At 66.1% G+C, this 13,275-nt stretch carries 14 protein-coding genes; all 14 read right to left on the bottom strand.

Features of this window, described 5'->3' with window-relative positions; translation table 11 throughout:
• Positions 1 to 894, bottom strand: a complete 894-nt coding sequence (gene lepB, locus LIG30_RS11355; protein WP_038712152.1) for a signal peptidase I — start codon at positions 892 to 894, stop codon at positions 1 to 3.
• A 17-nt stretch (positions 895 to 911) separates the two neighbouring features.
• Positions 912 to 2,705 (bottom strand): translation elongation factor 4, encoded by a 1,794-nt coding sequence (gene lepA / locus LIG30_RS11350; protein WP_038712151.1) that lies wholly within the window; start codon positions 2,703 to 2,705, stop codon positions 912 to 914.
• Between the two features lie 132 nt (positions 2,706 to 2,837).
• Complete coding sequence (locus tag LIG30_RS11345) at positions 2,838 to 3,074, bottom strand: glutaredoxin family protein (RefSeq protein ID WP_038712150.1); 237 nt, start codon at positions 3,072 to 3,074, stop codon at positions 2,838 to 2,840.
• A 10-nt stretch (positions 3,075 to 3,084) separates the two neighbouring features.
• Positions 3,085 to 4,560 carry a DegQ family serine endoprotease gene (locus LIG30_RS11340; protein WP_038712148.1) on the bottom strand — a complete coding sequence of 492 codons (1,476 nt, stop codon included), beginning with the start codon at positions 4,558 to 4,560 and terminating at the stop codon, positions 3,085 to 3,087.
• Positions 4,561 to 4,576: 16 nt separating this feature from the next.
• Positions 4,577 to 5,635 (bottom strand): MucB/RseB C-terminal domain-containing protein, encoded by a 1,059-nt coding sequence (locus tag LIG30_RS11335; protein WP_038712147.1) that lies wholly within the window; start codon positions 5,633 to 5,635, stop codon positions 4,577 to 4,579.
• A gap of 4 nt (positions 5,636 to 5,639) precedes the next feature.
• Positions 5,640 to 6,257 carry a sigma-E factor negative regulatory protein gene (locus LIG30_RS11330; RefSeq protein ID WP_038712199.1) on the bottom strand — a complete coding sequence of 206 codons (618 nt, stop codon included), beginning with the start codon at positions 6,255 to 6,257 and terminating at the stop codon, positions 5,640 to 5,642.
• Between the two features lie 83 nt (positions 6,258 to 6,340).
• Positions 6,341 to 6,940: an RNA polymerase sigma factor RpoE gene (rpoE, locus tag LIG30_RS11325; RefSeq protein WP_038712145.1), complete on the bottom strand. Its 600-nt coding sequence runs from the start codon at positions 6,938 to 6,940 to the stop codon at positions 6,341 to 6,343.
• A 141-nt stretch (positions 6,941 to 7,081) separates the two neighbouring features.
• Entirely contained in the window at positions 7,082 to 7,495 is a 414-nt protein-coding gene (locus tag LIG30_RS11320) for a hypothetical protein (protein ID WP_235510283.1), read from the bottom strand.
• 53 nt (positions 7,496 to 7,548) lie between these two features.
• Positions 7,549 to 8,781, bottom strand: a complete 1,233-nt coding sequence (gene fabF / locus LIG30_RS11315) for a beta-ketoacyl-ACP synthase II (RefSeq protein ID WP_038712142.1) — start codon at positions 8,779 to 8,781, stop codon at positions 7,549 to 7,551.
• A gap of 150 nt (positions 8,782 to 8,931) precedes the next feature.
• Positions 8,932 to 9,171, bottom strand: coding sequence for an acyl carrier protein (gene acpP / locus LIG30_RS11310; protein ID WP_004197638.1), 240 nt, complete (start codon positions 9,169 to 9,171; stop codon positions 8,932 to 8,934).
• A 143-nt stretch (positions 9,172 to 9,314) separates the two neighbouring features.
• Complete coding sequence (gene fabG, locus LIG30_RS11305; protein WP_038712141.1) at positions 9,315 to 10,064, bottom strand: 3-oxoacyl-ACP reductase FabG; 750 nt, start codon at positions 10,062 to 10,064, stop codon at positions 9,315 to 9,317.
• A gap of 39 nt (positions 10,065 to 10,103) precedes the next feature.
• Entirely contained in the window at positions 10,104 to 11,036 is a 933-nt protein-coding gene (fabD, locus tag LIG30_RS11300) for an ACP S-malonyltransferase (protein ID WP_038712139.1), read from the bottom strand.
• Positions 11,037 to 11,106: 70 nt separating this feature from the next.
• Positions 11,107 to 12,096, bottom strand: coding sequence for a beta-ketoacyl-ACP synthase III (locus LIG30_RS11295; RefSeq protein ID WP_038712137.1), 990 nt, complete (start codon positions 12,094 to 12,096; stop codon positions 11,107 to 11,109).
• A complete protein-coding gene (gene plsX / locus LIG30_RS11290) occupies positions 12,096 to 13,202 on the bottom strand; it encodes a phosphate acyltransferase PlsX (RefSeq protein ID WP_038712136.1) in 1,107 nt (368 codons plus the stop codon). The genes LIG30_RS11295 and plsX overlap by 1 nt, the downstream gene beginning before the upstream one ends.
• Positions 13,203 to 13,275: the final 73 nt, after the last annotated feature.

Raw genomic sequence — 13,275 nt, 5'->3', positions numbered from 1 at the left:
TCAGTTGAACGAGCCGATGCGCTTCAGGGCGCTGAAGTTCATCCAGATGAAGAACGCGCGGCCGACGATGTTCTTGTCCGGCACGAAACCCCAGTAGCGGCTGTCCGCACTGTTGTCGCGGTTGTCGCCCATCATGAAGTAGTGGCCCGGCGGCACCTTGCAGATCACGCCGCGACTGTTGTACGTGCAGTTGTCGCGATACGGGTAGTCGTATGCACCCATCACGAACGGCGGCACTGCCGGATTGTTGAGGATCGCGTTCGTGCGGCCGTCGAGCGATTCCTCGAACTGCTTCGCGTAGTTCATCCGCTCTTCGTCGAAGTAGTCCGGCATCGCCGTCTCGGCCACCGGCTTGCCGTTGATCGTCAGCTGCTTGTCCTGGTAGGCGATCGTGTCGCCCGGCAGGCCGATCACGCGCTTGATGTAGTCGACCGACTCGTCCTTCGGATAACGGAACACCACCACGTCGCCACGCTCGAGCGGACGGCCCTGCGTGAGCTTCGTGTTGCTGACCGGCATGCGCAGGCCGTAGTCGAACTTGTTGACGAGGATGAAATCGCCGACCAGCAGCGTCGGCACCATCGAGCCCGACGGGATCTTGAACGGCTCGACGATGAACGAGCGCACGACGAACACCGCGAGGATCACCGGGAAGAAGCTCGCCGTGTATTCGAGCCACCACGGCTGGCGCAGCTTGTCGTCACGCAGCTTCGAACGGGTCTGCGGCGCATTTTCGTCGGCGAAGCGCTTGTCGATACGCGACTGCTGGCGGTCGAACTCCTCGATCGCCGCGTCCGCCGCCCGCCGCCGCTGCGGCAGGAACACCATCTTGTCTGCAACCCACGCCACGCCCGTCAACGCGACGAGCACAAAAAGAATCAGCGCAAAATTCATATAGAGGATCAGTCCTGTTATTTGTCTTCGACACGCAAGATCGCCAGGAACGCTTCCTGCGGGATCTCGACCGAACCCACCTGCTTCATCCGCTTCTTACCTTCTTTCTGCTTTTCGAGCAGCTTCTTCTTGCGCGTGATGTCACCGCCGTAGCACTTCGCGAGCACGTTCTTGCGCAGCGCCTTGATGTTCTCGCGCGCGATGATGTGCGCGCCGACGGCGGCCTGGATCGCCACGTCGTACATCTGGCGCGGGATGATCTCGCGCATCTTCGCCGCGACTTCGCGGCCGCGATACTGCGACTGCGAGCGGTGCACGATGATCGACAGCGCGTCGACCTTGTCGCCGTTGATCAGCATGTCGACCTTCACGACGTCCGACGAGCGGTATTCCTTGAACTCGTAGTCCATCGACGCATAGCCGCGCGACACCGACTTCAGGCGATCGAAGAAGTCGAGCACGATTTCCGCCATCGGGATCTCGTACGTGAGCTGCACCTGGCGGCCGTGATACTGCATGTTGATCTGCGAGCCGCGCTTCTGTTCGCACAGCGTGATCACCGAGCCGACGTAGTCCTGCGGCATGTACAGGTTCACCGTGACGATCGGCTCGCGGATCTCGGCGATCTTCGCGGGCTCCGGCATCTTCGCCGGGTTCTCGACCCGGATCGTGGAACCGTCGCTCTGCACGACCTCGTAGACCACGGTCGGCGCGGTCGTGATGAGATCCATGTCGAATTCGCGCTCGAGCCGCTCCTGCACGATTTCCATGTGCAGCAGCCCGAGGAAGCCGCAGCGGAAGCCGAAGCCGAGCGCCTGCGACACTTCCGGCTCGTACTGCAGCGACGCGTCGTTGAGCTTGAGCTTCTCGAGCGACTCGCGCAGCGCGTCGTACTGGTTTGCCTCGACCGGATAGAGGCCCGCGAACACCTGCGGCTTCACTTCCTTGAAGCCCGGCAGCGGCTCGGCGGCCGCCTTCGTCGCGTGCGTGACGGTGTCGCCGACCTTCGCGGCCGTCAGTTCCTTGATGCCGGCGATGATGAAGCCCACCTGCCCGGCCGACAGCGATTCGAGGTTGCGCGACTTCGGCGTGAACACGCCGACGTGCTCGACCGGGTACTGCGCGCCGGTCGCCATCAGCTTGATCTTTTCCTTCGGGCGCAGCGTGCCGTTGACGATCCGCACGAGCATCACGACGCCGACGTAGTTGTCAAACCACGAGTCGATGATGAGCGCCTGCAGCGGCGCGTCGGGATCGCCCTTCGGCGGCGGCACCTTCACGATCAGCGATTCGAGCACGTCCTCGACGCCGAGGCCCGTCTTCGCGCTGCAGCGCGTCGCGTCGGTCGCGTCGATGCCGATCACGTCCTCGATCTCGGCGATCGCGTTTTCCGGGTTCGCGGCCGGCAGGTCGATCTTGTTCAGGACCGGCACGACCTCGACGCCGAGCTCGATCGCCGTATAGCAGTTCGCGACCGTCTGCGCCTCGACGCCCTGGCTCGCGTCGACGACGAGCAGCGCGCCCTCGCAGGCGGACAGCGAGCGGCTCACTTCATACGAGAAGTCGACGTGCCCCGGTGTGTCGATCAGGTTCAGGTTGTACACCTTGCCGTCGCGTGCACGATACGACAGCGCAGCAGTCTGCGCCTTGATCGTGATGCCGCGCTCGCGCTCGAGATCCATCGAGTCGAGCACCTGCGCTTCCATTTCACGGTCGGTCAGGCCGCCGCATACCTGGATGATGCGATCCGCGAGCGTCGACTTGCCATGGTCGATGTGGGCGATGATCGAGAAATTGCGAATATGATCCATTCAGTGCCGAACAAGCGAAAAAGGCGCGCTCGACGACTGCGGAGCACGCCTTGTAAGTCGGTGAAAAAACAGCCCATTTTAGCCGAAAAGCCCCGGCCGGGGCGGCATTTTGCCAGCCGGCCCGCCGCGCCTTCAGCGCCGGGCCGCGAGCGCGCACCGCAACCGCGCCTCGTCGAAGCGGTGGCGGCACACTTCCGCACCGTCCAGCAGCAGCACCGGCACGTCCTCGTCGTAGCGGGCGACGAGCGCCGCGTCGGCATCGATGTCGACATACTCGACCGCGACGCCGAATTCCGCAGCAACCGGCGCCAGCGCGTCGCGCATGTCGTCGCACAGATGGCACCAGCCCCGGCCGTAAAGCGTCAGCATCGCCGCCGCGTCACTTCTGGCTCTGACGCGGACGCATCGGGATGAACTGCGTGGTGTCGCCGCGCCGCACCAGCACCGCGACCGCCTTTTGCGCATCGAGCTGCGCGGTGACGTCGGCGAACTGCTTCGCGCTCGTGATATCGGTATCGCCGACCCGCAGCACGATGTCGCCGCGCTGCAGCCCCGCACGCGCGGCAGGCCCGTCGACGCCGTCGACCTGCACGCCGTTCCGCAGCTTCAGCGCCTTCAGTTGATCCGCCGGAATGTCGCTGACCGTCAGGCCGAGCGGATTGCTCTGGCGCGACTTCTGCGGCGCGTTCTTGCGCGGATCGGCCTTCGCGACCGCATCGACCGGCGTCTCGGCGATCGTGATCGGCAGCTCACGCGCCTGGCCCTTGCGCCAGACCGTGACGGCCGCCTTCGCGCCCGGCTTCAGGTCGCCGACCATGCGCGGCAGATCCGACGCGGTCTCGACCGGACGGCCGTTGAACTTCAGGATGATGTCGCCCGGCTGGATGCCCGCCTTGTCGGCCGGGCCGCCCGGCTCGACGCTGCTGACGAGCGCGCCTTCCGCCTTCGGCAGGCCGATCGAATCGGCGACTTCCTTCGTCACCTCGCCGATCGCGACCGCGATGCGGCCGCGCGTCACCTTGCCCGACGACTTCAGCTGGTCCGCCACGCGCATCGCCTCGTCGATCGGAATCGCGAACGAAATGCCCATGAACCCGCCGGTGCGGCTGTAGATCTGCGAGTTGATGCCAATCACCTCGCCCTGCATGTTGATCAGCGGCCCGCCCGAGTTGCCCGGGTTCACGGCCACGTCGGTCTGGATGAACGGCAGGTAATCGCCGGTGTTGCGGCCCTTCGCGCTGACGATGCCGGCCGTGACCGTGTTGTCGAGGCCGAACGGCGAGCCGATCGCGACGACCCACTCGCCGACGCGCACCTTGTTCGAATCGCCGATCGCGACGGTCGGCAGGTTCGACGCCTGGATCTTGACCACCGCGACGTCAGTGCGCTCGTCGACGCCGACCAGCTTCGCCTTGAACTCGCGCTTGTCGGTCAGCGTCACGTAGATCGTGTCCGCGTCGTCGACGACGTGCGCGTTGGTCATCACGTAGCCGTCGCCCGACAGGATGAAGCCGGAGCCGACGCCACGGTTCTGCTCGGTATCCGGCGCGGCGTCGGGCGCCGGCGCGTTTTTCGGGTTGCCGGGCGCCTGCGGCAGCGGAATGCCGAAGAAGCGCCGGAAGAATTCCGACATGTCGCCGTTGTCGAATCCGGGCGGCAGCACGCCGCGCGCCGCGGACGGCACGTTCGCGGTCGTCCGGATGTTGACCACGGCCGGGCCGACCTTTTCGACGAGATCCGCGAAATCAGGCAGGCCCGCGCCCGCGGGCATCGCGGCCGCGGTGTGCGGCACGAACGGAAGGCAAGCCGCCATCGCCGCAGCGGCCAGCCATTTGCGCAGCGTGAGTTTCATCATGTCGGAAACGGAAGCGTTACTTGGAAGCCTTGTATTCTATGGCAGACGCGAATTGCTGCAACGTCGCGGGCGGCACTTCGCCCAGCACGGTGATCCAGAAATCGCCGCGGCGCTTGACCAGCACGTGGGTCGCGCCGGTGCTGCCCGCGCCTTCCTTGCGCGTGTTCTTCTCGGCCGGCTCGATGAACACGGAGATCGTCGCCAGCCCGTCGGTGAACACGGCCTGGTCGACCGGGATCGGCGGATCGCCCGCATCGCGCGCGGCCATCGGCCGCCGCACCTCGCGGATCTTCTTGAAGCCGGCCACGCCAGGCGCTATCTGCCAGCCTTGCGCCACCATGTCGACCGGCGCGACGGGCGGCCGGACGACCGTCCAGCCATTCAGGTTGCGCATGCCGGTCGCGATCGCCGATTTTTCACCCGGCGCGGCGGCGCCCACCTGCAGTTGCGAGAAGGCGATCTGCTCGAGCACGCGGTCGTCCGCGTCGAGCGTCTGCGAACGCAGCAGCAGGCCGGTGCGGGCGTCGGCCCACAGCTTGTACGCGAAACGATACGCGTCCTTCGGCATCAGTTCGACGACCTGCGCGTCGACCCCGGCCACACGGTCCTTGCCGAGCAGCTTCGCGTCGTAGACGGACAGCACGTGCTCGCCACTCGCGCCGAGCAACGCCGGAAACGAGTCGCGGGCCTGCCGGCGCTCGACGACGCACAGCTTGCGCTCGGGTACGAAGGTGTACAGCTCGTCGTTATGCCGCAGCAGCTTGCGCGGCTTGCCGTCGAGGCTCTCGATCCGCTCGAATTCGCCCTCGCCGCGCGCGGCGTAGTGGGCGATGCGCGACGACTGCACGAATCCGCCACGCTGATAGACGAACGTGCCTTCGTAATTCTGCTGCTGGGCGGCCTGCTGGATGCGATCGAGCCAGTCGGCCGCCGCCTTGCGGGTCGCGACGGGATCGTCCGGCTGCTGCGCGCGCGCCTGGAGAGACTGAACGGACAACAATGCGGCTGCGCAAAGCAGGAGAGCCGGCAGCCGCTTCCATCCGGAGATGGTGTGATTCAACCGCAATGTCCGCATCGGGTTATTGGCCTGGCGTCGTGGTCACGGCAGCGCGGATCAGCGGCATCGAACCCGTGACGACGGGCTGCTGCGCGAATTGCTGGTGCGCTTCGAGATACTGGTCGAGACTCGCGTCGCGAATGATGTTGACGTCCTGCAGCCCCGGCTGCGACCGCGCCTGCGCGACCGTCACGCGTTGCAGGCCGTTCTGCTCCGGTGCGCCGACCGATGCGACCTGTACGCCGCCCGGGCCGTTCACGCCCTGCAGCTGCGGCACGACGACCCACGTCAGCGTGGCGGCGGCAGCCGCCACCGCGAACGCGGGCACGACGCGGCGGCGCAGCGCCAGCAGCTTGCGGGTGACGGGCGCGGCGACCGGTGCGAGCAGATGCGGCTCGCTGTCGAGCTGCGCCGACAAGCGCGTCATGAACGATTCGCTGCGCGCCGGCGCGAGCGTCAGCTCGTCGGAGCGCAGCGCATCGCCGATCAGGTGGTAATGGGCCCACGCAGCGCGATCGACGCGGTCGAGCTCAGCCACAAACTGCCCGTAGTCCGGGCCGTCGAACGTTTCGCCGTCGACCAGAGCGGAAAGGCGCTCGCCGCGCGAGCACGCGTGCGACTGCGTATTGACCGACCCCATGATGCTCCCCATCTTGACACCCCGTCGTGCTCTCACGACTCTATTCGTAATAGACCCCGTCCGGCCTGCTCCGCCCGCGGCGCTTACCAGCGCTTGCCTTCGGGCGTATCGAGCAGCGGACGCAACTTTGCCGCGATGGCCTCGCGCGCGCGGAAAATCCGCGAACGAACGGTGCCGATCGGACAGCCCATCATTTCCGCGATTTCCTCGTAGCTCAGCCCTTCGATCTCGCGCAGCGTGATCGCCGTGCGCAGTTCCTCAGGCAGCAAGGCCATTGCGGCGTTGACCGTCTCGGCAATCTGCTTGCTCATCAACATCGACTCAGGCGTGTTGATATCCCTTAGTTGGTCTGCGTCCGAGAAAGTTTCCGCTTCTTCGGCATCCGCCTCGGTCGAGGTCGGCGCGCGGCGGCCTTGCGTCGCAAGGTAGTTCTTCGCCGTGTTCACGGCAATGCGGTACAACCACGTATAGAACGCGGATTCGCCGCGAAACTGCGGCAACGCGCGATACGCCTTGATGAACGCGTCCTGGGCCACATCCTCGACCTCGGCAGGATCCCGCACGAGGCGCGAGATCAACCGAATGATCTTGCGGTGGTATTTGGAGACCAGGAGTTCGAACGCCGCCTTGTCGCCTTTCTGTACGCGCTCGACCAGTACCTGATCGATTTCTTTTTCACTCACCTGACAAATCCGTTAACTAGGGATGCAACGCGGAACGCTATTGTAACGTTCCAGCCCTGGCCTCAAGTTACGATCCGTAACCGTCCGTTCGCGCCGGCCCGGCACGCCTCGCCGGCCACACCGCGCCGGCCACACCGCGCTTCACGCCCGGGCGCCGCGCCCCACGACCGACAGCGCGCGAAACACAGCCGAATCGAGCGCATCGGCCGGGATCACGAGCGACACGGCGCGCCCGCCGCGGCGGCCGACCGTCAGCACCAGCAGCAGATCGCTCCAGTGCGTACAGGCCAGCACCTGCCCGTCGGCCAGCGTCTCGCCACGGCGGCCGAACGCAGTCACGCGCGCGCCGCCCGCGGCGACCTGCAAGCCGGCCGGCACCCGCCGCGCACAGGCCCGGCGTGCGCACGCCGCAAGCGCCGCAGCCGCCACGACGGCACCGGCCAGACCGGTGAACGTCGAGGCGCGCGGCCCGATGAAAGCGTACACCGCGCACGCGGCAGCGCAAACGAATACGGCAAGCACCATGCAAAGCGCGGCCGAGGCCCGCAGCGTCATCTGCTGCGGGCCTGCGGCCGCGACATCGAGAGGACTCGTCAAGCGATTCCGCTTCAGACGCGCTTGAAGACCAGCGTCCCGTTAGTCCCGCCGAAGCCGAAATTGTTCTTCACGGCCACATCGATCTTCATGTCACGCGCGGTGTTCGCACAGAAGTCCAGATCGCACTCCGGATCCTGGTTGAAGATGTTGATGGTCGGCGGCGAGACCTGGTGTTGCAGCGCCAGCACCGTGAACACCGATTCCAGGCCGCCCGCGCCACCCAGCAGGTGACCGGTCATCGACTTGGTGGAGTTCACGACGACCTTGTGCGCGTGATCGCCGAACGCGGCCTTGATGGCTTCGGTCTCGTTCTTGTCGCCGAGCGGCGTGGACGTGCCGTGAGCGTTCAGGTACTGCACCTGATCGGCGTTGATGCCGGCGTCGCGCAGCGCCGCGACCATGCAGCGGCGCGGGCCGTCCATGTTGGGCGCGGTCATGTGGTACGCATCGCCGCTCATGCCGAAGCCCACGACTTCCGCGTAGATCTTCGCGCCGCGCGCCTTCGCCGACTCGTACTCTTCGAGCACCATCACGCCGGCGCCCTCGCCCAGCACGAAGCCGTCGCGATCCTTGTCCCACGGGCGGGACGCAGTGGCCGGATCGTCGTTGCGCGTCGACAGCGCGCGCGCCGCGGCGAAACCGCCGATGCCCAGCGGCGACACGGTCGACTCGGCGCCGCCCGCCACCATCACGTCGGCGTCGCCCGCCTGGATCAGGCGCGCGGCGAGGCCGATGCTGTGCAGGCCGGTGGTGCAGGCCGTCACGGCCGCGAGGTTCGGGCCCTTCAGGCCGAACATGATGCTCAGGTGGCCCGAGATCATGTTGATGATCGAACCCGGCACGAAGAACGGCGAGATCCGGCGCGGACCGCGATCGACGTAGGTCTGGTGGGTGTCCTCGATCATCGGCAGGCCGCCGATGCCGGAGCCGACCAGCACGCCGACACGTTCGGCGTTGGCCTCGGTCACTTCCAGGCCGCTGTCCTTCAGCGCCTGCGCGCCCGCAGCGATGCCGTAATGGATGAAGGTATCCATCTGGCGGGCGTCCTTGGCCGAGATGTACTCCTCGACGTTGAAGCCCTTGACCTCGCCGGCGAAATGCACGGACAGAGCAGAATGATCGAATTTGGTGACGGTAGCGATGCCGGACTTGCCGGCCACGAGATTGGCCCAGCCGTCGGCAACATTATTGCCAACAGGCGAAATCAGCCCAAGGCCTGTAACAACAACACGACGGCGGCTCAAGGTAACCTCTTTTTCATTGGATGACTAAAACAAAAGCCACAGTGGCCACAGGAACCAGCCCTGCGTGCCATGTGGCTGTTGGCCTGTCCGGCCACGATGCCGGCAGGATGGCGCGTCAAGCGCGGCGTATGCGGAAGTGGCAGACGACGCTTAGGCCTTGACGTTCGCGCGAGCGTAGTCGATCGCTTGCTGAACCGTCGTGATCTTCTCGGCCTCTTCGTCCGGGATTTCCATGCCGAACTCGTCTTCCAGAGCCATCACCAGCTCGACCGTGTCGAGGGAGTCGGCGCCCAGGTCGTTCACGAACGAAGCTTCGTTCTTGATCTCGGCTTCAGCGACGCCCAGTTGCTCGGCGACGATCTTCTTGACGCGTTGTTCGATGTTGTCCATTACCCCTCCGAGGGAAAGTTCAAATTTACAAGTGCGCGCATTTTATCAGGTTTGGTGCCGCCAAAAACGCGCGCTGGCCTTACGGCGGATCAAGCGCCGCGACGCTGAAAGCGAGGCACGGCGCGGATGGTAAACGAAATTCGTTACGACATGTACATGCCGCCGTTCACGTGCAGCGTCGTGCCGGTGATGTAACCGGCCTGCGGCGATGCGAGGAACGCGACGGCATGGGCGATGTCTTCCGGGCTGCCGAGGCGGCCGAGCGGAATCTGGGTCTTGAGCGCGGCCTGCTGCTCTTCCGGCAGCGTCTTCGTCATGTCGGTGTCGATGAAGCCCGGCGCCACGCAGTTGACGGTGATGCCGCGGCTGCCGATCTCGCGCGCGAGCGCGCGGGTCATGCCCGCGACACCGGCCTTGGCGGCCGCGTAGTTCGCCTGGCCGGGGTTGCCGGCCGAGCCGACCACCGACGTGATGTTGATGATGCGGCCGCCACGGGCCTTCATCATCGGGCGCAGCACCGCGCGCGACAGGCGGAACACCGACTTCAGGTTGGTGTCGATCACCGCGTCCCAGTCCTCGTCCTTCATCCGCATCGCGAGCTGGTCCTGCGTGATGCCCGCGTTGTTGACGAGGACGTTCAGCACGCCGAACTCCTTCACCGCCGCATCGATCAGCGCTTCGGCAGCCGCTGCGTCGTTGACGTTCAGCACCGCGCCGCGGCCCGTGACACCCGCTTCCGCGAACGCCGCGGTAATCGCGGCGGCGCCGGCTTCGCTCGTCGCCGTACCGATCACCGTCGCGCCCTGGCGCGCCAGCTCGAGCGCGATCGCCCGGCCGATGCCGCGCGATGCGCCGGTCACGATCGCAACCTGTTTATCGAGAGTCTTGTCCATGAATCCAGTATCCGTCTTCTTGAGGAATGCGCCGCCGCGTCACGCGGCGACCAGCTTGAGCGCTTCGTCGAGCGATGCCGGATCGAACACCGATGCGCCCGTCAGGCTGCCGTCGATGCGCTTGGTCAGGCCCGCGAGCACCTTGCCGGGGCCGCACTCGATCACGTGCGTGACACCCGTGCCGGCGATGTGCTTCACGCACTCGACCCAGCGCACCGGGCCCGCCGCCTGGCGCACCAGCGCGTCCTTGATCGCGGCCGGATCGCTGGCCACCGCGACGTCGATGTTGTTGACGACCGGGATCTGCGGCGCCTTCACGTCGACGCCCGCGAGGTAGTCGCGCAGCTGATCCGACGCCGGCTTGAGCAGCGACGAGTGGAACGGCGCCGACACCGGCAGCGGCAGCGCGCGCTTCGCGCCCTTCGCCTTCGCGATTTCGCAAGCCTTCTCGACCGCCGCCTTGTCGCCGGCGATCACGACCTGTGCCGGCGCGTTGAAGTTGACCGCTTCGACGACGCCCGCTTCCGCAGCTTCCGCGCACACTGCGCGGACCGTGTCGTCGTCGAGGCCGAGGATCGCGGCCATGCCGCCCTGGCCGACCGGCACCGCGGTCTGCATCGCCTGCGCGCGGAAACGCACGAGCGGCACCGCGTCGCTGAACGCGATCGCGCCGGCGGCGACGAGCGCCGTGTATTCGCCGAGGCTGTGGCCGGCGACGATCGCCGGCGCCGGGCCGCCCGCCTGCTGCCATGCGCGATAGCATGCGTAGGCGGCCGTCAGCATCACCGGCTGGGTGTTGGTCGTGAGATTCAGTTCTTCGGCCGGACCTTCGGCGATCAGCTTGCCGAGATCCTGGTTCAGCGCGTCGGACGCTTCCTGGAGCGTCTCGCGCACGACGGCCAGATCGGCGAATGCGTTGAGCATGCCGACCGACTGCGAGCCCTGCCCCGGAAAAACGAACGCAAATTTCATATCGTCCCCAATTGAATCGATTTGGACGGCGCGCGAGAACCGCGCGCCGGTCGGGATCGCGTGCCCCGGATCAGAAGCGGAAGACCGACGCGCCCCAGGTGAAGCCGCCGCCGACGCCTTCGATCAGCACGTGCTGGCCCCGTTTGATGCGGCCGTCGCGCACCGCGACGTCGAGCGCGAGCGGGATCGACGCGGCCGACGTGTTGCCGTGCTCGCCGACCGTCACGACCATGCGCTCCTGCGGCAGCCCGAGCTTGCGGCAGGTGCTTGTCATGATGCGGATGTTCGCCTGGTGCGGAATCAGCCAGTCGATCTGCTCGGGGGCGAGGTTCGCTTTCGCGAGCGCCTCGACGGCCACCTTTTCGAGCACGTTGACCGCGAGCTTGAACACGGCCTGGCCATCCATCTGCAGGAATGCGCTGCCTTCGATCACGCCGCGATTGACGTTGCCCGGCGTGCACAGGATGCGCGAATAGCTGCCGTCCGCATGCAGCGCGCTGCCGAGCAGGCCCGGCTCCTCGGACGCGGACAGGACCACCGCGCCCGCGCCGTCGCCGAACAGCACGCAGGTCGTGCGGTCCTTGAAGTCGAGAATGCGCGAGAACGTCTCCGCGCCGACGACGAGCGCCGTGCGGTGCTGGCCGCTGCGGATGAGCGTGTCGGCCATCGCGAGCGCATACACGAAGCCGGAACACACGGCCTGCACGTCGAACGCCGCACCGCCACTCTTGATGCCGAGCTTGTCCTGCAACAGGCAGGCGGTGCTCGGGAACACGAAATCGGGGGTCGAAGTCGCGACGATGATCAGGTCGATCGATTGCGGATCGACGTCCGCGGCCTCGATCGCGCGCTTCGACGCTTCGAACGCGAGGTCGCTCGTCGTGACGTCCTGCGCGGCAAAATGACGCGCATGGATGCCGGTGCGGGCAACGATCCACTCGTCGTTCGTCTCGATGCCGTCCTTCGCGAGACGTTCGGCGAGTTGCTGGTTCGTGACGCGGTCGGGCGGCAGATAGCTGCCCGTGCCGAGCACGCGGGAATAGAGAGTCGATTGGGCCATTATGCTTTAGAGGATAGCGCAGCAGAGGGCTCGGCTGGCTGGCCGGCGGCCGGGCTTGCGCTGCCCGCGCCGTGCGCGTCGTGATCGCCTGCGCCGAGCGGTACCGCATTGTCCGCCATGGCGCGCGCGAGACGCTCCAGCACGCCGTTTTTGACGGCATCATACCCGCGTTTGATCGCCCACTCAAACGCGTAAGCGTCGGCGGAACCGTGGCTCTTGATCACGAGGCTCTTCAGGCCGAGCAGCGCCGCGCCGTTGTACTGGCGGTGATCGACGCGCCGCTTGAAGCGCAGCAGCACCGGCAGCGCGAGGAGCGCCATCAGCTTCGACAGCAGCGAGCGGCCGAATTCCTCGCGGATGATGTCGGACAGCATCTGCGCGAGCCCTTCGGACGTCTTCAGCGCGACGTTGCCGACGAAGCCGTCGCAGACGATCACGTCGACGGTACCCTTGTAGATGTCGTTGCCTTCGACGTTGCCGCGGAAATTGAGCGTGCTCGCGCGCAGCAGCTCGCCGGCGCGCTTGATCGTCTCGTTGCCCTTGATGACCTCTTCGCCGATGTTGAGCAGGCCGATCGTCGGACGCTCCTTGCCCTCGAGCGCCGCCACCAGCGCGTGCCCCATCTCCGCGAACTGCAGCAGGTGCTGCGGCTCGCAGTCGACGTTCGCGCCGAGGTCCAGCATCATCGTGTAACCCGTCGGGTTCGGCAGCGCGAATGCGATCGCGGGCCGCTCGATGCCGGGCAGCGTCTTCAGCACATAGCGGGAAACGGCCATCAGCGCGCCGGTGTTGCCGGCCGAGATGCAGGCCTGGGCCTGCCCCTCTTTCACCTGATTGAGGGCGACGCGCATCGACGAATCTTTCTTCTTGCGCAACGCGACTTCGACGGGATCGTCCATCGCCACGACCTCGGTGGCGGACACGACGGTCAGCGCCGGGTCGTCAAGCGCCTTGCACTTTTTCAGCTGCGCACGGATCGCGCTTTCGATGCCGACGAGCATCAGGTGCGCATCAGGATGCGAGCGAATGAATTTGACTGCCGCGGGAACGGTCACGGACGGGCCGTGGTCGCCTCCCATGCAATCGATTGTGAGCTTTACAGTCATGGAATGCGACGAATTTCAGGCACAAAAAAGCGGCAGTGAAATGCCGCCTTTTTGTTGAGCCAGGAAAGTGTCA

It is taken from the genome of Burkholderia sp. lig30 (assembly GCF_000687455.2).
In the GTDB taxonomy this organism is placed as follows: domain Bacteria; phylum Pseudomonadota; class Gammaproteobacteria; order Burkholderiales; family Burkholderiaceae; genus Burkholderia.
This window is presented reverse-complemented; position numbering and strand designations above follow the sequence as displayed.